The organism is Streptomyces seoulensis (genome assembly GCF_022846655.1).
Lineage (GTDB): Bacteria > Actinomycetota > Actinomycetes > Streptomycetales > Streptomycetaceae > Streptomyces.
The window spans coordinates 827,576-847,466 of record NZ_AP025667.1 but is presented as its reverse complement, the minus strand read 5'-3'; the positions used below and the strand labels follow the sequence as shown (position 1 = coordinate 847,466).

Sequence of the window (19,891 nt, the reverse complement as noted above, 5' to 3'; positions counted from 1 at the left end):
CGCAAGGTGAGTTCGCGTGTGCTCGGAGTGTCAGATCGGGCGGTTCATCACATCAATATCCATGGCTGGAATCCATCGGTCGACAGGCGACGAAAGCCACTTCTCGGCGCGGGACAGCTCGGCCGCCGCCGCCCGCAGCGCGTCCAGTGCCGGATGGACCAGCCCCTTCCGCCACACCAGCGAGACGGGCGAGAGCGGAACGGGGTCGACGAGGGGCCGCAGCACCGCGCCCGACATGGCCGGAAAATCCACCACCGCGAGTACCGGCATCCGGCTCGCCGCCATCACCCGGGCGAACTCCTCGGCGCCCAGGACCACCGGATGGGGTGGCGCCAGACGGATACCGCGTCCCTCGAAGAGCTGACGCGCCAGGTCGGTCCACTCCCGCGTGCCGGGGTTCCCCGCCCCGGCGTACACCGTCTCCCCGGCGAGCGCGGCGAGCGGCACCTCGGGCAGCGCGGCCAGGGCGTGGTCCTCGGGGAGCAGGACCGCCATCGGCTCGTAGCGCACCGGCTGTTGGGCGAGGCCGGAGCGCAGCACCGGGTCCAGACCGGCGAAGCGGCCGAAGGAGACGTCCAGCCGCCCGGCCAGCAGCGCGGCCGCCGCTCCGGTGAGGCCATGTTCGTAGCGGGCCAGCATCTCGTTCCCGGGCGCCAGTTCGCGGGCCCGGAGCAGTACCCGCCGGGCGGTGAGGGGGCCTTCGGAGTTGAGGTCGACCAGCAGCGGGCGGGCGCTGCCGAAGGCGGCGAGCAGGTCGTCCTGGGCGGCGAGCACGCGCCGGGCGTGCGGCAGCAGGCGCTCGCCGTCCGGGGTGAGCGTCACCTGCCGCGTGGTACGGACGAACAGCTCGGCGCCCAGCTCCCGTTCGAGCCGCCGTACGTCCCGGCTCAGCGCCTGCTGGGCGACGTGGAGCCGGGCGGCGGCGCGGGTGAAGTGCAGTTCCTCGGCGACGGCGACGAAGGCGCGCAGCAGCCGGGGTTCGATCGCGGGAGGCATGGCGGCGAACCTACAACGCGGGCGCGTGAATCGGTGCCGAACAGGTGTTGGACCGCCGGCCGGGGCACGGGAGAGCGTGAGCGGCATGCCCACGCAGACCGCACCCGCCTACCGCCGCCTCTTCGCCCGCCCCGGCGCCCTCGCCTTCACCGCCGGAAACCTGCTCGCCCGCCTCCCGGTGGGGATGGCCGGGGTGAGCGCGGTCGTGATGATCGCCGGTGCGCGGGGCTCGTACGCGCTCGCCGGAGCGGTCAGCGCCACCGGGCTGGTGGCGAGCGGGCTGGTGGGCCCCTGGCTGGCCCGGCTGGTGGACCGGCACGGGCAGGCCAGGGTGGCACGCCCCGCGACGCTGGTGGCGGTGCTCGGCGCCCTGGCCCTGCTGCTGTGCGTGCGCTACGACGCCCCCGACTGGACGCTGTTCGCCGCGTACGCCACCTGGGCGGCCACGCCCAACATAGGCGGGCTGTCCCGTGCCCGCTGGGCGCACCTGCTGCGCGACGATCCCGGGGCCCGGCACACCGCGAACTCCTTCGAGCAGGCCGCCGACGAACTGTGCTTCATGCTGGGCCCGGCCCTGGCGTCCTTCCTGACCGGCGCCCTCTTCCCGGAGGCGGGCACCCTCGCCGGGGCCGTGCTGCTGGCGGCGGGGATGCTGCTGTTCACCGCCCAGCGCGCGACCGAGCCGCCGCCGAGCCCAGGCACCAGGGCGCCGTCGCCGCTGCGCGCACCCGGTGTACGGCCGCTGCTGGTCTGCTTCACGGCGACCGGGGCGGTGTTCGGGTCGATGGAGGTCGTCACCGTGGCGTACGCCGACGCCCACGGGCAGCGGGCGGTGGCCGGGGTCGTGCTCGCGCTCCAGGCGGCCGGGTCGTGCGCTGCGGGCCTGCTGTACGGGGCGCTGCCGCCGGGCCCCGCCGCGCGGCGGCTCGGGTGGTGCCTGCCCGCGATGGCCGCGCTGATGACGCTGCCCTGGCTCGCCGCCACGACCGGCTCACTGTGGGTGCTGGCGGGGGCTCTGCTGGTGGCGGGAACGGCGACCGCGCCGACCATGGTCACGGCGATGACCCTCGTCCAGGAGCGCACGCCGGACGACCGCCTCAACGAGGGCATGAGCCTGGTCGTGACGGCGCTGCTCACCGGCATCGCCTGCGGCTCGGCGGCCGGCGGCTGGGCGGCGGACCACCTCGGCCCGGCCACGGCCTACGCGATCCCGGCGCTGGCGGCTTCCACCGCCTGCCTCCTCGGCTGGACGCTGCGGGGCTCGCGGTGAAAAGGGGCCGGTGAAAAAGACGAAGGCCCCGCCGCTCAACGCGACGGGGCCTTTGCCCACATGGGTTCCGAAGGCCCGAGGGCCTCCTGATCGTGGAGATGGCGGGAATCGAACCCGCGTCCACCGGTGCAGAAACAGGGCTTCTCCGTGTGCAGTCCGCTTCGATTTTCTCGGCCCCGGAGATCACGCGGACAAGTCTCCGACGGGCTCAGTCACTGTTAGATTTCCCTCTTCACCCCGTGACCGGGATCAAGGTTTAGTTCCCTAGCTGATGCCAGGATCCGGGTCGGGAACAGCCCCGGGCTGACACTTCGCAAGTCGCTACTTAGGCAGCGAGGGCGAAGGAATCGCGCTTGGTGTTGGCGATTATTGTTTGCGACATATGGTTTACGAGATCATTGCCGCTTCCTCGACACGCTTCCCCTGCTTCGACATCCGCTGTCGAAACCGATCATCCCCATGTTGTTTTTTCAATGCCCCCCGCAGGAGGCGTGCACCCTCGATGGGGTGCGGTTCCATCGTACGTGACCAACGTACGACAGTGCCAGCCTATTCCCGGCGGGCCTGCTAGGAGCCGCGCTGCTTGCGCTTGGCGGCCGCGATCGCCCGGTCCGACTCGCGCCGGTCCTGCTTCTCGCGCAGGGTCTGCCGCTTGTCGTACTCCTTCTTTCCCCGGGCCAGCGCGATCTCCGCCTTCGCCCGGCCGTCCTTGAAGTACAGGGCGAGGGGCACGATCGTGTGACCCGTCTCCTGGGACTTCGCCTCCAGCTTGTCGATCTCCTCGCGGTGCAGGAGCAGCTTGCGCTTGCGGCGCACGGAGTGGTTGGTCCAGGTGCCCTGGCTGTACTCGGGGATGTGGGCGTTGTGCAGCCACGCCTCGTTCCCGTCGATCTGGACGAAGCCGTCGGCCAGCGAGGCCCGTCCCTGGCGCAGCGACTTCACCTCGGTGCCGGACAGCACGATCCCGGCCTCGTAGGTGTCGATGATCGCGTAGTCGTGCCGGGCCTTCTTGTTCTGGGCGACGATCTTGCGCTTGCCGTCCTTGGTCCTGGCGGAGGCCGCGCCGCCCTGCTTGGGCTGGGACTCCTTCGGTACGTACATTCCCTTACTCATAGTGCTGGCCATTTTCGCACCATGGAGGGGGGCTGAGGGAAGCGCATTAGCCGGGGAGGCCTGGCTAGCTGCCTGGGCCCGCTACCGGGGATCGCCCAGGCCCGTCAGGACCCGCTCCGCCCGCTTCAGCGCGCTGGGGCCCGCGTCGAGGTCAGGGGTGATGCCCCGGCCGTCGACGGCGTGGCCGGAGGGGGTGCGGTAGTGGCCGACGGTCAGCTCGGCCACCGAGCCGTCCGGCAGCTCGGTCGGCATCTGCACCGAGCCCTTGCCGAAGGTGCGGGAGCCGATCACCACGGCCCGGCCCCGGTCCTGCAGGGCGCCGGTCAGCAGCTCGGCCGCGCTCATCGTGCCCCCGTCGACCAGGGCGACCAGCGGGCGGGCGGTGTCGCCGCCGGAGGCCGCGTGCAGGGCGCGCTGGGCGCCGTCCACGTCGTAGGTGGCGACCAGGCCGCCGTCGAGGAAGCAGGAGGCGGTGGCGACGGCCTCGGTGACCAGGCCGCCGGAGTTGCCGCGCAGGTCGAGCACGATCCCGGTGTTCCCGGGGGCGCGCCGGACGGCGTCCCGTACGGCCCTGGCGGAGCCCTTGGTGAAGGCGGACACCCGGACCACGGCGACCCCGTCGACCGGCTCGGCGACGGTCACCGGGTCGGTGGAGAGCCGGGCCCGGCGCAGGGTCCGGGACCAGGAGGCGGCGCCGCGCTGGATGCCGACGGTGACCGGTGTGCCGGCGGTCGCGTCCTCGGCGTCGCCGCGGAGCTGGGAGACCACTTCGGTGACCGGGCGGCCGTCGACCCGGCGGCCGTCGACGCTGCGCAGCCGGTCGCCCTCGCGGATGCCGGCGTCGGCGGCGGGCGAGCCGGACCGCACACGGCTCACGGTGACATGGCCGTCGCGTTCGCGCTTCGCCCACAGTCCGACGCCGGTGTACTCGCCGTCGAGCGCGTCGCGGAACTCCGCGTACTCGTCCTCGGAGTAGACGGCGCCCCAGCGGTCCCCGCTGCGGCTGACGGCCTGTTCGGCGGCCTCGGTGGGCGACTTGCCCTTCGCCATGGCCTCGGCGGCGGCCCGGCGCACGTCCTCGGGGCGGGGCACCGCGCCCTTCCCGGCGTCCCTGGCGCCCTGCGTGGCCTCGGCCTTGGCGTCCATGCGGCGGGCCTCCGCGGTACCCGGCAGGGAGCCCGTCACGGCCCCCGCGGTCAGCGCTCCGGCGAACACCAAGGTCAGGGCGGCCCCGCGGCGTTTGCGGCGGGGCTGACGGAACAGGGCTCGGCCTGACATGGCGGTGAGTCTAGGACAACGCGAAGGGCCGTACAGACGGATGCCTGTACGGCCCTCTTGGCATGTGTCACACCTTCAGGTACTTGCGCAACGCGAAGAACGCCGCCAGGGAAGGCATCAGCACGCTGGTCGCGAGGATCAGCGGCAGCTTGGTCAACACCGAGTCCCAGCCGATGAAGTTGATGAGCGTCAGCTTGCTCGACAGGGCCATGCCGTGGTCGATGGTGAAGTACCGGCCCAGCACCAGGAAGACGCACGCGAGGCTGCCGCCGATGAGACCGGCGACCGCGGCCTCCATGATGAACGGCGCCTGGATGTAGAAGCCGGAGGCACCGACCAGCCGCATGATGCCGGTCTCCCGGCGGCGGCTGAACGCCGAAACGCGGACGGTGTTGACGATCAGCAGCAGCGCCACGAACAGCATCAGCGCCATCAGGAACAGCGCGGCGCGGTTCATCAGGTTGAGCAACTGGAAGAGGTTGTCGAGGATGCTCCGCTGGTCCTGGACCGACTGCACACCGGCCCGCCCGTTGAACGCGGTGGCGATCACCTGGTACTTCTGCGGGTCCTTGAGCTTGATCCGGTACGACTCCTGCATCTGGTCCGGCGTCAGCGAGCTGGCCAGCGGGGAGTTGCCGAACTGCTCCTTGTAGTGCTTGTACGCCGTGTCCTGCGACTCGTAGGTGACCTTCTCCACGATGGAGGACATCTTGCCGAGGTCGGCCTGGATCTGCTTCTTCTGGTCCTCGGTGGCCGCGCCCTTGGCGCAGTTGACGTCGGACTGGGCGTCGCTCTTGTTGCAGAGGAAGATCGAGACGTTGACCTTGTCGTACCAGTAGCCCTTCATGGTGCTCACCTGGTCGCTCATCATCAGGGAGCCGCCGAAGAGGGCCAGGGACAGGGCGACGGAGACGATGACGGCGAAGGTCATCGTCAGGTTGCGGCGGAGACCGACACCGATCTCCGACATGACGAACTGGGCGCGCATGGCGTCTGGTCAAGCCTTTCCGTCGTGAACTTGCTTAGTGCTGGTAGCCGTAGACGCCGCGGGCCTGGTCACGCACGAGGCGGCCCTTCTCCAGCTCGATGACGCGCTTGCGCATCTGGTCCACGATGTTCTGGTCGTGCGTCGCCATGATGACGGTGGTGCCCGTCCGGTTGATGCGGTCGAGCAGCTTCATGATGCCGACGGAGGTCTGCGGGTCGAGGTTGCCGGTGGGCTCGTCGGCGATCAGGAGCTTGGGCCGGTTGACGAACGCCCGCGCGATGGCGACGCGCTGCTGCTCACCGCCGGACAACTCGCCCGGCATGCGGTCCTCCTTGCCGCCGAGCCCGACGAGGTCGAGCACCTGGGGCACGGACTTGCGGATCTCGCCTCGGGACTTGCCGATGACCTCCTGCGCGAAGGCCACGTTCTCCGCGACCGTCTTGTTGGGCAGCAGGCGGAAGTCCTGGAAGACCGTCCCGAGCTGGCGGCGCATCTGCGGCACCTTCCAGTTGGACAGCCGCGCGAGGTCCTTGCCGAGGACGTGGACCTGGCCGTGGCTGCACCGCTCCTCGCGGAGCACCAGCCTGAGGAAGGTCGACTTGCCGGAGCCGGACGACCCCACGAGGAAGACGAACTCGCCCTTCTCCACTTCCAGGGACACCTCCCTGAGGGCTGGGCGGGTCTGCTTGGGGTAGACCTTGGAGACACTGTCGAATCGGATCACGGATGCACCACGGGTCGCCGGGGGATGATGAGCGTGACCATACGCGAACCGGGAGTGCCTACGCAGGGCCCGGTTGCGGTTGGGCGACACTTGTGGGTTTTTGTACGGGCGGCTCCTCCCGCTTTCCCGGGCGCCCGCGCTCTTTCGGGGGGAACCTGGCAGAGTGGAGGGGGAACGTTCTCGTTCCCGTCGGCGTTGTACGGGGTTGAGGGCCTGGCACGAGGAGGGCGAGCGCATGACGTACGACCGGTTGGTGTGCGCTAACTGCGCGGCCCCCGTGAACGAGGGCCGGTGTCCGGTGTGCCGTGCGAGCCGTGAGCGGCTGCAGCAGCAGGCGGGCTTCCTCGCCGGGGTGAGCCCGGCGGCGCTGATCGCGCTCCTGTTGGTGCTGATCGCGCTGATGGCGATCCTGGCGCACCAGACCGTCTAGACGGGGCCCTGCGGGGCTGTAGGACAGGAAGAAGGGCCCGGAGCGCTTGGATGCGCTCCGGGCCCTTCTCTTCGCCGTCTCCGCCGCGCGGTGGCGTGGAGTGACGATTCGGCTACCTTCAGGCGGCCGTGCCGCCGCGGTTGTCCGCCAGGCGCGGCAGGACGCGGAAGGCGACGCCGCCCGCGATCATCGTCGCGGCGCCCACCAGCAGGAAGGTGGTCTGGCCGGCACCGGTCTCGGCGAGCTGCTTGCCGTTGCCGGTCTGCTGCGGAGCGGTGTCCGAGCCGGTGTCGGTGAGGGCGGAGGTGCCCTCCTCCTGGGAGACGTTGTCGTTGCCGCCGCCGTCGGGGGTGGTGCCGGTGCCACCGGTCGTGGAGCCGCCGGTGGTCGAGGTGCCGCCCGTGGTGGAGGTGCCACCGGTGGAGTCGCCGCCGGTGGTCGAGGTGCCACCGGTGGTCGAGGTGCCGCCCGTGGTGTCCGAGCCACCCGTGGTGCCGTTGCCGCCGGTGGTGTCGTTGCCACCCGTGGTGTTCGAGCCGCCCGTGGTGTCGTTGCCACCGTTGGTGCCGTTGCCACCGTTGGCGCCGTTGCCGCCCGTGGTGTCGTTGCCACCGATGAGGCCGCCGATGAGGCCGCCGTCGGTCGCGCCACCATCGGTCGCGCCGCCGTCCGTGGCACCGCCGTCGGTCGCGCCGCCGTCAGTGGCCCCACCGTCCGTGGCACCCCCGTCGGTCGCGCCACCGTCGGTGTCGCCGCCGGGGTCCGGCTCGGTGCAGGTGCCGATCGTGCAGGAAGGGTCGGGGTTGGGCTGCCCCGGGTCGGCCGAGGCGACGCCGGCCACCATCAGCGAGGCGCCGGCCGCGATCACGGCGCCGGCGGCTATACGTGCGACGCGGACGCGCGTCTTCTTCGTCATATGTCTGCTACCCCCAGTAGCTGTTGTCGATGTGGCTGCGCATGGGGCGGGCCGTGCTCGACGGAGGTGGCTGACGACGCCGGGCCCGACTGTCGCGTCGGCACCCGGCACTCTCCCGTTCCCCCGGTTCACATGCGCCCCACGGATACGCATGCCGCGTTTCACCTTTCCCATTTTCCAAAGCATCGTCAAGGCCGTTGCGGGCGCAATGTCCTATGGGAGGGCGTTTGCCGGGAGTTGGCTGCTGTGACTGTGACCTAAAACCCAGAAACAAAAGAACTGCCGCCCCGAGGACGGCAGTTCTTTCAGGTTGTCATGTCGACAAACTTACTTCTCCTGCTGCTTGCGCCAGCGAATTCCGGCCTCGAGAAAACCGTCGATCTCACCGTCGAGCACGGCCTGCGGGTTGCCGACCTCGAACTCGGTGCGCAGGTCCTTGACCATCTGGTACGGGTGCAGGACGTACGAACGCATCTGGTTGCCCCACGAGCTGCCGCCGTCGCCCTTGAGGGCGTCCATCTTGGCCCGCTCCTCCTGGCGCTGCCGCTCCAGCAGCTTGGCCTGCAGCACGTTCATCGCCGTGGCCTTGTTCTGGATCTGGGAGCGCTCGTTCTGGCAGGAGACCACGATGCCGGTGGGGAGGTGGGTGAGGCGGACCGCGGAGTCCGTCGTGTTGACGCCCTGGCCGCCGGGACCCGAGGAGCGGTAGACGTCGATGCGCAGGTCGGACTCGTCGATCTCGACGTGGTCGGTCTGCTCCACGACCGGGAGCACCTCGACGCCCGCGAAGGACGTCTGGCGGCGGCCCTGGTTGTCGAAGGGCGAGATGCGCACCAGGCGGTGCGTGCCCTGCTCGACCGAGAGCGTGCCGTACGCGTACGGGATCTGGACGGCGAAGGTGGTCGACTTGATGCCGGCCTCTTCGGCGTACGACGTCTCGTAGATCTCCGTCTTGTAGCCGTGGCGCTCGGCCCAGCGCAGGTACATGCGCTGGAGCTGCTCGGCGAAGTCGGCGGCGTCGACGCCGCCCGCCTCGGCACGGATGTTGACCAGCGCCTCGCGGGAGTCGTACTCGCCGGACAGGAGGGTACGGACCTCCATCTCGTCCAGCGCCTTCTTCACCAGGACCAGCTCGGACTCGGCCTCGGCGAGGGTGTCCGGGTCGTCCTCCTCCTCGGCCATCTCGAAGAGCACGGCGAGATCGTCGATCCGGCCGCGCAGCGCCTCCGCCTTCCTGACCTCGGCCTGGAGGTGGGAGAGCTTGCTGGTGATCTTCTGCGCCTCGTCCGGGTTGTCCCACAGGGACGGCGCGGCCGCCTGCTCCTCGAGCACGGCGATTTGTGCCCTCAGGCCATCGAGGTCCAGGACGGCCTCGATCGACTCCATGGTCGAGGAGAGGGACTTCAGCTCTTCGGATACATCGACGACTGCCACGCCCCCCAGCGTAACGGCTCCGCCGGGTGCGGTAGGTCGCCGACGGTCCGGCCCACCATGGTGCGGGACGTCGGGGCGGGCGTACCAGGGGCTGCGCCCCCGGGCCCCCGCTGTCGGCCCCCAGGGGCCTCGTCCTCGAACGCCGGACGGGCCGAGTGATGCCTGACCTGGGCTGCATGGCCCCCCGATAGGGCTGACCCGGGCCGGATGGCACCCGCCCTCACGGTGCCGAGGTGCTCCGCGCCGGAGCCGGAGCCTCGTCCCCTCCGCTCGTCGCCGCCCACGCGCCCGCTCCCACCGCTGCTGCCAGCAGGACCCCCGCCACGGTCAGCGTGATCCTCCGGCGGCGGGCCGCCGCCCGGTGGCGGGCCGAGCCGGGGCGGGGGGCGCCGGGGGCGCGCGGGGCCCGGGCCGTGCCGTGGGCGCCGCCCGCGAGTTCGTCGGGGGCGGGGACGCGCATGGAGGTGTGGGTGTCGCGGTTGGAGTCGGGCTTGGCGCCGGGGACCAGGGAGACCGCGCCCCTGCGGCGGACCGGCTCGCCCGTGGGGAGCGGCGGCGGGGGCTCCTCCGGGGCGGCCTCGGGGTCGGGCTCGTCCACCTCCAGCGGAGGGATGCCTTCGAGGGTCGGCAGTTGCTCACGCAGGCGGGCGGCGAGTTCGGAGGCGCGCAGGCGGGAGGCGGGGCCCTTGGCCAGGCACTGGACGAGGAGCTGCCAGAGCTCCTCGGGGATGCCGGGCAGCGGTACGACGGTCTCGGTGACGTGTCTGCGGAGCACCGCGCCGGGGTGGCCGCCGCCGAACGGGGTGAAGCCCGCGAGCAGTTCGTAGAGGACCGTGGCCAGGGCGTAGATGTCCACGGCGGCGCGCGGGGGCAGGCCCTCGACGATCTCGGGGGCGAGGTAGTCGGGGGTGCCGATGATCTTCGTGGCGCGGGTGCGCTTGGGCGAGTCGATGAGCTTGGCCACGCCGAAGTCGGTGAGCAGCGCCGGGTGGGCGCCGCCGGGGCCGAGCGGACCGCGCATGTCGAGGAGGATGTTCTCGGGCTTGACGTCCCGGTGGACGACACCGGCGGCGTGCGCGGCGGCGAGGCCGTCCGCGACGTCGGCGACGATCGCCACCGCGGCCTCGGGCGCGAGGCGGCGCTCGCGCTCCAGGCGGGTGCGCAGGTCGGTGCCGCGGACGATGTCCATCACCAGGGCGAGGTCGTTGCCGTCGACCACCAGGTCGCGCACGGTGACGATGTGCGGGTGCTCGAGACCGAGCAGCGCGGTGCGCTCCTGGACGAAGCGGCCGACCAGCTCCTGGTCGGAGGCGAGGTCCTCGCGCAGCAGCTTGACGGCGACGGGGCCGTCCGGTCCCTCGCCCAGCCACACTGTCCCCGCGCTGCCCCGCCCCAGGATCTGGTTGGCGGTGTACCGGCTGCCGATCTTCCGTGCCAAGACTGCTCCCACAGACGCGTGTTGCCCCGGTCGACAAAACTACGCGGCCGTCGGGCCCGCCTTCACCGCGGAGCCGGAAATCACCCGCTGGGTGTCGACAAGTCCCCAGAGCGGGGGTCTCAGTTGCCGCCGCCGGTCGAGCTGTCCAGGTTCTTGAACCAGTCGCCGACCGAGCCGGCCCAGTCGCTGAGCTGGTCCCAGTACCCCTTGCCCTGGCCGACCCAGGTGTGCAGCGGGGTCAGCTCCCAGATCAGCCAGCTCGCCACGACCAGGATGAGGATCGTGAACAGGCAGCCCTTGAGGCAGCCCAGGCCGGGGATCTTCATCGGGTTGGCGCTGCGCTGCCGGGGCGGACGGGGCTCACGCGCGGGCCGCTGCGGCTCCGGCGGGGCGTACCGCTGGGGCTGGGGCGGCGGGGCGTACTGCTGCGGCTGCGGGGTCTGGCGCCGGGGCTGCGGGCGCTGCTGCGGCTGCTGCGAGCGGGGCTGCTGCGGCTGGTGCTGCGGGCGGGCGGCCTGCCGCTGGGGGCGGCGGCGCAGCGGGTCCTCGTCCGGGTCGAGGTACTGGACCTGGGTCTGCTCGTTGCGGTCGCGGGCGGCGCGCAACTGGGTCTGCCAGGGGTGCGGCTGATCCGGCTGCTGCTGGTTCTGCCCGTAGGGGTCCTGCGGGTCGTACTGGCCGGGCCGGCCCTGGGGCACCGGCGGCAGGACCGAGGTGGGGTCGCCGGCGCCGGTGTTCGGGAGCACGGTGGTCGGGTCGGCGGCGCCCTGCGGGCCCGCGGTGTGCGGAAGGAAGCTGGTGGCCGCGTTGGGGTCGTACGCCCCCTGGGCGGCGTTCGGGGGCAGCACCTGGGTGGCGTCGGAGGCGCCGGGCACGCCGGGCACGCCCGGTACGGGGGCCGGGTCGGGGTCGGGTGCGAGGAGGGCGCCGACGCCCTCGGCCGCGGCGATCTGCGCCGGGTTGGCGTGCACCCCGACGCCCTCGGCGACCACGCGCAGGGCGCGGGCGAGGTTCTCGGCGCTGGGCCGTTCGTCGGGGTTCTTGCGCAGGCAGCGCTCTATGACCGTCCACAGCGGGTCGGGGATCGTGGAGGGGCGGCGCGGCTCGGCGCTCAGGTGCTGGTGCAGGACCTCCAGGGCGGTGGCGCCGGAGAACGGCGGACGCCCGGTGACCAGCTCGTACAGCAGGATGCCGGCGCCGTAGACGTCGACGGCGGAGGTCTGCGGGCGGCCCTCGGCGGACTCCGGGGCCACGTAGGCGGGGGTGCCGACGAACTCGTGGGTGCGGGTGAGGCCGGGCGAGTCGGCCAGGCGGGCGATGCCGAAGTCGGTCAGCATCGGGTACATCTGGCCGTCGTACTGGCGCAGCAGCACGTTGGCGGGCTTCAGGTCGCGGTGGACGACGCCGTCGGCGTGGCTGGCCGCGAGCGCGTCGGCGACCTGGGCGGTGAGCAGGGCGGCGGCGACGGGCGAGAAGGTGCCGTTCTCGCGCAGGTAGCGGTGCAAGTCGGGGCCGTCGACGAGGTCCATGACGAGCGCCAGCAGATCGCCCTCGACGACCAGGTCGCGGACCCGGACGATGTTGGGGTGGGTGAGCCGGAGCAGTACGGAGCGCTCGCGCAGGAAGCGCATCACGATGTCCGGGTCGCTCGCCAGCTCCTCTTTCAGGACCTTGATGGCGACGGTCTCGCCGGGCTGCCCGGCCACGGCCGCCTCGGCGCCCGCCGTCTCCCGCTGGCGGGCGCGCCAGACGGTGCCCGTGGCGCCGCGTCCGAGCGGCTCCTCGAGCAGGTACTTGCTGCCGACTGGCCGCACGTCACGCGCTCCCTGCTGCTTGCTCGCTGATTGCTGCCGGTGTTCCGGCGTTCCGACCACTGTAGTGGCCTGTCCCGGAGCCGCCCCCTGAGTGATACGCGCGGCTTCCGGTCCATGTTCGGAGGAAAGACGCTCACCTCGGTCCACGGGTTGCCCATCGAGGTGCGTGACCGATCTCAAGTGATCGCCGCCGCGTCACCGGTCAGGCACTTTTGGGGGCAGAGCTGACCAATCAAGATCACTTCGTACCGGGACGCGGGCGGGAGGGCCGCGACAGGTGCGAGGATGCGTGCAGTACTGGCCTACGTGCCCGTGCGGAGTGGGGGACCTCCGCGGCCGGGCAGAAGGGACCGCTGACGGCGATGCAGATCCGGCTGACCGTCGTAGATCCGCAGGGCGCGTCCCCGAGGCGGGGTGGCGCCGCGACGCGCGACGTGCTGGTCACGGCGCCCACGGGCACCGAGCTGGCGTCGGTGGCGCCCGCGCTGGCCTCGGCGGTCACCGGCGAGAGCGGGGCGGGCCGGGAGAGCGGCGGCGCCCAGGTGGTGCTGTACGCGGGCGCGGACCGCCTCGACCCGCGCCGCCACACCCTCGGTGAGCCCCCGCTGGTCGACGGCGCGGTGCTGTCCCTGGGCGCCCCGGCGGCCCCCGAGCCGCATCCCGAGCTGGACGACGCCCCGACCCAGCTCCACGTGGTCGCGGGCCCGGACGCGGGCGGGGTCCATCTGCTGCACGGCGGCCGGATAACGGTCGGCCGCTCCGCCGACGCCGACGTACCCCTGGACGACCCGGACGTGTCCCGGCTGCACTGCGCGGTCACGGTCACCGCCGAGGGCCGGGTCACGGTGACCGACCTCGACTCCACCAACGGCACCACGCTGGACGGCGCCCGCGTCACCGACCGCCCGCTGCGCTTCCCGGCGGGCGGCCTGCTCCGCCTCGGTGAATCCGCGCTCAGGGTCACCCCGTCGGGGGGACCCGCCGCCCGCGTGCGCACGGTCGCGGACGGGGAGGGCTGTGTCCGGGTGCCTCTCGGGGACGACCCGGACGCCGACGCCTGGAACACCCCCGACGCCGCCCCGGCCCCGGACGCGACGGCACCGGACGGCCCGACCGGGCACGTGTACGGCACGGCCGGACGGGTCGGCGCCGAGCGCACCGAGCGGGCGGCGGTACCCGGGCAGGGCCGGGCGCCCCGCATCGAGAGCCGGCCCGCCGGCCCTTCCGCCGGCCGGTACGAGGAGCACGACACCCACGCCGGTCACCGGCCCGACCAGCCGCACCCCGACGAACTGGACTCCCCCACCCGTAAGGGCACCCCCGTCCGGGGCACCGACATCCCCGCCGCCCGGCGCCGGGGCGGTATCGGCGCCTGGGCGCGCAAGCTGACCGGCACACGCGGCGAGGACGTCCAGGACGACCCGGCCCCGTACGCCGAGGCGCCCCCCGTCGCCGTGCCCGAGGTGTTCCGGCGCCCGGAGACCTGGCCCGACCCGGCCGCGCTGCTGCTGACGGCGCTGGGTCCGGGCCCCCGGCTGTGGGACCGGGGACCGGGGCACCCGGAGGCGCTGGCGGTGCGGCTCGGCACGGCCGACCGGACCGGGCCCGACGGCTCGGCGCTGCTCGCGGTGCCGGTGACGACCGCGCTGCGCGAGGCGGGCGCGCTGGGCCTGGCCGGTCCGCGCCCCCGGCTGGCGGGGCTGGCCCGCGCGGTGCTGGCCCAGCTCGCCGCGCTGCACTCCCCCGATCTGCTGGAGATCGTGCTGATCAGCGCGGACCGCTCCCGCTCGGCGGAGGAGCGCACGGCCGAGTGGTCGTGGCTGGGCTGGCTGCCGCACGTGCGGCCGGGGCACGGCCAGGACTGCCGGCTGCTGCTGGCCTACGACCGCGAGCAGGCGGCGGCCCGTACCGGGGAACTGCTGCGCCGCGTCGAGAGCGGTTCGGACCCCGCCGCCTTCCGGCACGGCCCGCACGGGCACCCGGGGCCCTACACGGTGGTCGTGGTGGACGGCGATCCCGGCGGGTCGGCGCTGCGGGAGGACGTGGCGCGGCTGGCGCTGAGCGGGCCGCGGGCCGGGGTGCACGTGGTGTGCCTGGCCGAGACGGCGCCCGCCTCCCCCGCCTCCCCTCTCACCGCCACCTACGAGGCGGCCTGCGCGGCGACGCCCACCTTCCGGGAGTGCGGGGCGGTGGCGCTGCTCAGCGGCGACGTGGCCACCGCGCTGCGGCTGATGCGGGTGGCGCCGACCGGTCCGGTGGGGCCGGGCACGCTCGCCGCCGTGGACGCGGTGTCGGGGGCCTGGGCGGAACGGTTCGCGCGGGCGCTCGCCCCGCTGCGCCCGGACACCCCGGCCGACGACCGGCACCCGCGCGTGGCGGTGCCGCTGCCGCTGTCGGCCCGGCTGCTGGACGAACTCGGGCTGGCCCGGGCCACCCCGGCCTCGCTGATGGCCCGCTGGGCGGACGCGGCCGACGACACCGAGTCGCTGGGCGGCCGGGCCCGCGCGGTACTGGGCGCCGGTCCGCGCGGCCCGGTGACCGCCGACCTGGTGGCCGACGGTCCGCATCTGCTCGTCGAGGGGCCGCCCGGCAGCGGCCGTACGGAAATGCTGCGGGCGGTGGTGGCGTCGCTGGCCGCCGCCGAGCGCCCGGACCGGCTCGGCATGGTGCTGATCGACGGCCGGGACGGCGTCGGCACGGCCGCCGGGGTCGGCGAGGGCCTGCGGTCGTGTACCGACGTACCGCATGTGACGACCCACCTGATCGCCAACGACCCCGTGCGCATGCGGGAGTTCGCGCAGTCGCTGAGCGCGGAGCTGAAGCGGCGGTCGGAGCTGGTCGGGCTGACCGACTTCGCGCACTGGCACACCGGGCACGAGGTGTCCGGCCGGATGGTCGCCCAGCGCGGCTCCGGCGGCCGCGGCGCGGGCGACGGCGACCTGGAGACGCCGCCCAGCTCCACGCTGCGGCTGCGGCCCGGCGCCGCCCGGCAGCACACCGAGGCGGCGCCTCCGCTGCCCCGGCTGGTGGTGGTCGTCGACGACCTGGACGCGCTGGTCTCCCCGGCGCTGGGTTCGCCGGGCCGCCCCGCCGCGGGGTCGGTGATGCGGGCGCTGGAGGCGGTGGCCCGCGAGGGCGAGCGGCTCGGCGTGCACCTGGTGGCCGCGTCCGGCACGGGCGGCCGTGCGGCGGAGACGGAGCCGGCGCGGCGGGCCACGCTGCGGGTGACGCTGGACGCCCCCTCCGGCGGGCGCGGTACGGGCCCCGCGGAGCGGGGCGCGGAGGGCGAACCGGCGCCGGGGCGCGGCGTGCTGGCGTACCCGGACGGCCGGGTCACCGGGGTGCAGGGCGGCCGGGTGACGGGCCGTATCCCGCGCACCGCGACCCAGCGGCCGACGGTGCTGCCGCTGGACTGGCAGCGGATGGGCGACCCCCCGGCCCGGCGCCCGGTGCGCGAGCTGGGCAACGGCCCCACCGACCTGGCCCTGCTGGCGAGCGCGGTGGAGCGGGCGGCCCGGCAGGTGTCGGCCGGTCAGGTGCCCTCGCTGCTGTGACCGTCGGGGCACCGGGGTCTCCGGTGCCAGGCGCGCATACCCCGATGATCACGAGCCGGTCACGATGCGTGGCCGGACCCTGCGGGTGCTCTTGCCGCACCGGGGCGGCCCGGCGTACACCGGAGCGCACAAGCAGAGTTCAGGCGTTCAACGGAGAACGACGAACGGGGAAGTGATGCGCAAGCCGAGCGACACCATTCGAGGGCATCGGGCCGGCACCGCCCTCGCCGCACTGCTGGCGGGGGCTCTGGCGCTCACCGCCTGCTCCGGCGGCGACGGCGGGAAGAAGGACGGCGAGGAAGGCGGCGGGGCCACCGGCTCGACCGTGAACCTGCCGAAGCTGGACGGCGCCCGACTCGAGGTCGCCGCTGTCTGGACCGGGACCGAGCAGGAGAACTTCAAGAAGGTCCTCGCGGAGTTCGAGAAGCGCACGGGCGCCGAGGTGACGTTCGTACCCGCCCAGGACCCGATCATCAACTTCCTCGGTTCCAAGATCGCGGGCGGGCAGCCGCCGGACGTGGCGATGCTGCCGCAGCCGGGCGCGATCAAGCAGGCGGTCGAGAAGAAGTGGGCCAAGCCGCTCGGCCCGGAGGCCGTGAAGGAACTGAAGAAGAACTACTCGCAGGGCTGGCAGGACATCGGCGCGGTCGACGGCAAGCCGTACGGCGTCTACTACAAGGCCGCCAACAAGTCCCTGATCTGGTACAACTCGGCGGTCTTCGAGAACGCGGGCGCCAAGGCGCCGGGGACCTGGCCCGAGCTGCTGACCACCGCGCAGGCGGTGTACGACTCCGGTGTCACCCCCTTCTCGGTGGGCGGCGCGGACGGCTGGACGCTGACGGACTGGTTCGAGAACGTCTACCTCTCCCAGGCCGGTCCGGAGAAGTACGACCAGCTCGCCAAGCACGAGATCAAGTGGACCGACCCCTCGGTGAAGCAGGCGCTCACCACGCTCGCCCAGGTCTGGGGCAAGAAGGACTACGTGGCGGGCGGCGCGGACGGCGCGCTCCAGACCGAGTTCCCGGCCTCGGTGACCCAGACCTTCACCGGCGGCGACCAGCCGAAGGCGGGCATGGTCTTCGAGGGCGACTTCGCGCAGGTCAACATCGGTGAGACCAAGGCGAAGGTGGGCACGGACGCCAAGGTGTTCCCGTTCCCGGCGGTCGGCTCGACCGCGCCGGTGGTCTCCGGCGGTGACGCCGCGGTGATCCTCAAGGACTCCAAGGCGGCCCAGGCGCTGGCGACCTTCCTCGCTTCCCCGGACGCGGCGACCGTGCAGGCCAAGCTCGGCGGCTATCTCTCGCCCAACAAGAACGTGGCGGAGTCGGCGTACCCGAACGAGACCCAGCGCACCATCGCCAAGGCGCTGATCAAGTCCGGCGACGACTTCCGCTTCGACATGTCCGACCAGGCGCCGCAGGCGTTCGGCGGCACGCCGGGCAAGGGCGAGTGGAAGGACCTCCAGGACTTCCTGAAGAACCCGAAGGACGTCGCGGGCACCCAGGCCAGGCTGGAGAAGGACGCGGCGGCCGCGTACGGGAACAAGGGCTGATCCGGTCATGGCATCGGCCACGGCGGCCGGGTCCCCTCCGGGCCCGGCCGCGCCGAAGAGCCGCAGGAGCGTGACCGGGACCCGCAGGGCGGTGGCGGCGCTGTTCCTGCTGCCCGCCCTGGTGCTGCTCGGCGCGCTCGTGCTCTACCCGATCGGGTACTCGGTCGTCCGCAGTCTCTACGACTCCTCGGGTGACCAGTTCGCCGGATTCGACAACTACAAGGCGCTGTTCACGGACGACGGCATCCGTACGGCGCTGAAGAACAACGTGATCTGGGTGGTGTTCGCGCCCACCGTCTCCACCGCGCTCGGCCTGGTCTTCGCCGTGCTGACCGAACGGGTGCGCTGGGGAACCGCGTTCAAGCTGGTCGTCTTCATGCCGATGGCGATCTCGATGCTGGCGGCCGGGATCATCTTCCGGCTGGTGTACGACCAGGACCCGGACAAGGGGGTCGCCAACGCGGTGTGGGTCGGGGTGCACGACAGCTTCGCCCAGTCGTCGGCGTTCCCCAAGGCGCACCCCGGCCGCGAGTCGCCGCTGGTCGGACAGGACGGCGCCTTCGTCACCAAGGAGCCGGTGCGGGCGGGCAGTCCGGTCGCGCTGCCGATGGTCGGCGTGGCCCCCGACAAGCTGCCCGGCGACGTGAAGCGGGCGGCCGCCGCCCGGCCGGAGCCGGGGAAGGTCACCGGCACCGTCTGGCAGGACTTCACCCGCGGCAAGGGCGTCGGCCGGCTCGGCGCCCCGGACCCGGCCGAGGTCGGGTACGCCGGGATGCGGGTCGAGGCCGTGAAGGACGGCAAGGTGGTGGCCTCCGCCGAGGCGGCCGGTGACGGCACCTTCACCCTGCCCGCCTCGGCGGACGGGGCTCGGCTCCGGCTCCCCGCCGACAACTTCAAGGAGCCCTACAACGGCGTGGACTGGCTCGGCCCGGCCCTGGTCACCCCGGCGATCATCGGCTCCTACGTCTGGATGTGGGCGGGCTTCGCCATGGTGCTGATCGCGGCGGGGCTCGCCGGGGTGCCGAGGGAACTGCTGGAGCAGGCACGGGTGGACGGTGCCAGTGAGTGGCAGGTGTTCCGCAAGGTCACCGTGCCGCTGCTGGCGCCGGTGCTCGCGGTCGTCGCCGTCACCCTGATGATCAACGTGCTGAAGGTGTTCGACCTCGTCTACATCATCGCGCCGGGCTCGTCCCAGGACGACGCGAACGTGCTGGCGCTGGAGCTGTACCGCAAGGGCTTCTCCGAGGGGCGGCCCGGGGTGGCCAGCGCCATCGCGGTGTTCCTGCTGCTGCTGGTGATCCCGGTGATGCTGTTCAACATCCGCAGGCTGCGGCGGGAGGGCCGGCGATGAGCACGCACACCGAGAGCGCGGGACGGATGCGCGAGCTGCCCGCCAAGGACACCGTGCGGGGCCGGCGCTCACTGGGCGCCCGGCTGGTGGAGGGGCTGGGCGGCGGACTGGTCCGGTTCGTCCTGGTCGTGGTGGCCCTGTTCTGGCTGGTGCCGACGGTCGGGCTGCTGATCTCCTCGCTGCGCTCGCCGGAGGACATGAGCGCGAGCGGCTGGTGGACGGTGTTCACCGAGCCGTCCAAACTCACCTTCGAGAGCTACGGCAAGCTGCTGGAGAACGGCGACATCACCCACTCGCTGGTCAACACCGTGCTGATCACGGTCCCGGCGACGGTGGGCGTGGTGGTGATCGGCTCCCTGGCGGCCTACGCGTTCGCGTGGATGGAGTTCCCCGGCCGCGACTGGTGGTTCCTCGGCGTGGTCGCGCTGCTGGTGGTGCCGGTGCAGGTGGCGCTCATCCCGATCGCCGAACTGTTCGGCAAGGTCGGGCTGTTCGGCTCGATCCTGGGCGTGGTGCTGTTCCACATCGGGTTCGGGCTGCCCTTCGCGGTGTTCCTGCTGCGGAACTTCTTCGCGGAGATCCCGCGCGAGCTGCTGGAGGCGGCCCGGCTGGACGGCGCGGGCGAACTCCGGCTGTTCGCACGGGTGGTGATGCCGCTCGCCGCGCCCGCCATCGCCAGCCTCGGCATCTTCCAGTTCCTCTGGGTGTGGAACGACATGCTGGTGGCGCTGGTCTTCACCAAGTCCGGCTCCCAGCCCATCACGGTGGCACTCCAGACCCAGGTACGGCAGTTCGGCAACAACATCGACGTGCTCGCGCCCGGCGCCTTCCTGTCGATGGTGATCCCGCTGGCCGTGTTCTTCGCCTTCCAGCGCCAGTTCGTGTCCGGGGTCATGGCAGGAGCGGTCAAGTAGCCGTGTCCGCCGCGATGTTGCCCGAGGGAGTCATGCGGACTCCCTCGGGTGTCCCCCGTATGCCGTAGGGGCCGTAACCAAGTCATCCGTAAGGCCGTTGCCGGGCAGAAGGCCCGCGC

Annotated in this window: 15 protein-coding genes and 1 other RNA gene; 6 read left to right on the top strand and 10 right to left on the bottom strand. The window is 72.6% G+C overall.

Annotation, left to right across the window (positions count from 1 at the left end):
* Positions 1 to 30: 30 nt before the first annotated feature.
* Positions 31 to 996 carry a LysR family transcriptional regulator gene (locus tag HEK131_RS03930; RefSeq protein WP_244333681.1) on the bottom strand — a complete coding sequence of 322 codons (966 nt, stop codon included), beginning with the start codon at positions 994 to 996 and terminating at the stop codon, positions 31 to 33.
* A gap of 85 nt (positions 997 to 1,081) precedes the next feature.
* Here HEK131_RS03930 and HEK131_RS03925 point away from each other — a divergent pair, with 85 nt between their 5' ends.
* Positions 1,082 to 2,266, top strand: a complete 1,185-nt coding sequence (locus tag HEK131_RS03925) for an MFS transporter (RefSeq protein WP_244333680.1) — start codon at positions 1,082 to 1,084, stop codon at positions 2,264 to 2,266.
* Positions 2,267 to 2,356: 90 nt separating this feature from the next.
* On the opposite strand, the gene ssrA is transcribed toward HEK131_RS03925, so the two are convergent.
* From ssrA to ftsE, 5 genes are all read right to left on the bottom strand, one after another.
* Positions 2,357 to 2,725, bottom strand: a transfer-messenger RNA (tmRNA) gene (ssrA, locus tag HEK131_RS03920).
* 108 nt (positions 2,726 to 2,833) lie between these two features.
* Positions 2,834 to 3,367 (bottom strand): SsrA-binding protein SmpB, encoded by a 534-nt coding sequence (gene smpB, locus HEK131_RS03915; RefSeq protein ID WP_244333679.1) that lies wholly within the window; start codon positions 3,365 to 3,367, stop codon positions 2,834 to 2,836.
* Positions 3,368 to 3,460: 93 nt separating this feature from the next.
* On the bottom strand, positions 3,461 to 4,657 hold the full coding sequence (locus tag HEK131_RS03910; protein WP_244333678.1) for a S41 family peptidase: 1,197 nt from the start codon (positions 4,655 to 4,657) through the stop codon (positions 3,461 to 3,463).
* Between the two features lie 67 nt (positions 4,658 to 4,724).
* Complete coding sequence (gene ftsX, locus HEK131_RS03905; RefSeq protein ID WP_030810990.1) at positions 4,725 to 5,645, bottom strand: permease-like cell division protein FtsX; 921 nt, start codon at positions 5,643 to 5,645, stop codon at positions 4,725 to 4,727.
* A 34-nt stretch (positions 5,646 to 5,679) separates the two neighbouring features.
* A complete protein-coding gene (ftsE, locus tag HEK131_RS03900; protein ID WP_030810993.1) occupies positions 5,680 to 6,369 on the bottom strand; it encodes a cell division ATP-binding protein FtsE in 690 nt (229 codons plus the stop codon).
* Between the two features lie 235 nt (positions 6,370 to 6,604).
* On the opposite strand from ftsE, the gene HEK131_RS03895 reads away from it, so the two are divergent.
* Positions 6,605 to 6,799: a hypothetical protein gene (locus HEK131_RS03895; RefSeq protein WP_217462451.1), complete on the top strand. Its 195-nt coding sequence runs from the start codon at positions 6,605 to 6,607 to the stop codon at positions 6,797 to 6,799.
* Between the two features lie 118 nt (positions 6,800 to 6,917).
* On the opposite strand, the gene HEK131_RS03890 is transcribed toward HEK131_RS03895, so the two are convergent.
* The 4 genes from HEK131_RS03890 to HEK131_RS03875 form a co-directional block, all read right to left on the bottom strand.
* Positions 6,918 to 7,715, bottom strand: coding sequence for a hypothetical protein (locus HEK131_RS03890; RefSeq protein WP_244333677.1), 798 nt, complete (start codon positions 7,713 to 7,715; stop codon positions 6,918 to 6,920).
* Positions 7,716 to 8,042: 327 nt separating this feature from the next.
* Positions 8,043 to 9,149, bottom strand: a complete 1,107-nt coding sequence (gene prfB, locus HEK131_RS03885; protein ID WP_161148826.1) for a peptide chain release factor 2 — start codon at positions 9,147 to 9,149, stop codon at positions 8,043 to 8,045.
* 220 nt (positions 9,150 to 9,369) lie between these two features.
* Positions 9,370 to 10,587: a serine/threonine-protein kinase gene (locus HEK131_RS03880; RefSeq protein ID WP_244333676.1), complete on the bottom strand. Its 1,218-nt coding sequence runs from the start codon at positions 10,585 to 10,587 to the stop codon at positions 9,370 to 9,372.
* A gap of 119 nt (positions 10,588 to 10,706) precedes the next feature.
* On the bottom strand, positions 10,707 to 12,401 hold the full coding sequence (locus tag HEK131_RS03875) for a serine/threonine-protein kinase (protein WP_244333675.1): 1,695 nt from the start codon (positions 12,399 to 12,401) through the stop codon (positions 10,707 to 10,709).
* A gap of 362 nt (positions 12,402 to 12,763) precedes the next feature.
* Here HEK131_RS03875 and HEK131_RS03870 point away from each other — a divergent pair, with 362 nt between their 5' ends.
* The 4 genes from HEK131_RS03870 to HEK131_RS03855 all read left to right on the top strand — a co-directional run bounded on the left by HEK131_RS03870 (position 12,764) and on the right by HEK131_RS03855 (position 19,772).
* Entirely contained in the window at positions 12,764 to 15,955 is a 3,192-nt protein-coding gene (locus HEK131_RS03870) for an FHA domain-containing protein (RefSeq protein WP_244333674.1), read from the top strand.
* A gap of 175 nt (positions 15,956 to 16,130) precedes the next feature.
* Positions 16,131 to 17,507, top strand: a complete 1,377-nt coding sequence (locus tag HEK131_RS03865; RefSeq protein ID WP_244333673.1) for an ABC transporter substrate-binding protein — start codon at positions 16,131 to 16,133, stop codon at positions 17,505 to 17,507.
* A gap of 7 nt (positions 17,508 to 17,514) precedes the next feature.
* The gene (locus tag HEK131_RS03860; protein ID WP_244333672.1) at positions 17,515 to 18,858 is read left to right on the top strand and encodes a carbohydrate ABC transporter permease; all 1,344 of its coding nucleotides are present in this window, start codon (positions 17,515 to 17,517) and stop codon (positions 18,856 to 18,858) included.
* A 26-nt stretch (positions 18,859 to 18,884) separates the two neighbouring features.
* Positions 18,885 to 19,772: a carbohydrate ABC transporter permease gene (locus HEK131_RS03855; protein ID WP_244451933.1), complete on the top strand. Its 888-nt coding sequence runs from the start codon at positions 18,885 to 18,887 to the stop codon at positions 19,770 to 19,772.
* Positions 19,773 to 19,891: the final 119 nt, after the last annotated feature.

Coding starts and splice junctions, on each gene's coding strand:
- HEK131_RS03865 (WP_244333673.1), top strand. CDS start 16,131: ATGCGCAAGCCGAGCGACACCATTCGAGGGCATCGGGCCGGCACCGCC.
- HEK131_RS03890 (WP_244333677.1), bottom strand. CDS start 7,715: ATGACGAAGAAGACGCGCGTCCGCGTCGCACGTATAGCCGCCGGCGCC.
- HEK131_RS03870 (WP_244333674.1), top strand. CDS start 12,764: ATGCAGATCCGGCTGACCGTCGTAGATCCGCAGGGCGCGTCCCCGAGG.
- HEK131_RS03860 (WP_244333672.1), top strand. CDS start 17,515: ATGGCATCGGCCACGGCGGCCGGGTCCCCTCCGGGCCCGGCCGCGCCG.
- smpB (WP_244333679.1), bottom strand. CDS start 3,367: ATGTACGTACCGAAGGAGTCCCAGCCCAAGCAGGGCGGCGCGGCCTCC.
- HEK131_RS03910 (WP_244333678.1), bottom strand. CDS start 4,657: ATGTCAGGCCGAGCCCTGTTCCGTCAGCCCCGCCGCAAACGCCGCGGG.
- HEK131_RS03925 (WP_244333680.1), top strand. CDS start 1,082: ATGCCCACGCAGACCGCACCCGCCTACCGCCGCCTCTTCGCCCGCCCC.
- ftsX (WP_030810990.1), bottom strand. CDS start 5,645: ATGCGCGCCCAGTTCGTCATGTCGGAGATCGGTGTCGGTCTCCGCCGC.
- HEK131_RS03895 (WP_217462451.1), top strand. CDS start 6,605: ATGACGTACGACCGGTTGGTGTGCGCTAACTGCGCGGCCCCCGTGAAC.
- HEK131_RS03855 (WP_244451933.1), top strand. CDS start 18,885: ATGCGCGAGCTGCCCGCCAAGGACACCGTGCGGGGCCGGCGCTCACTG.
- HEK131_RS03930 (WP_244333681.1), bottom strand. CDS start 996: ATGCCTCCCGCGATCGAACCCCGGCTGCTGCGCGCCTTCGTCGCCGTC.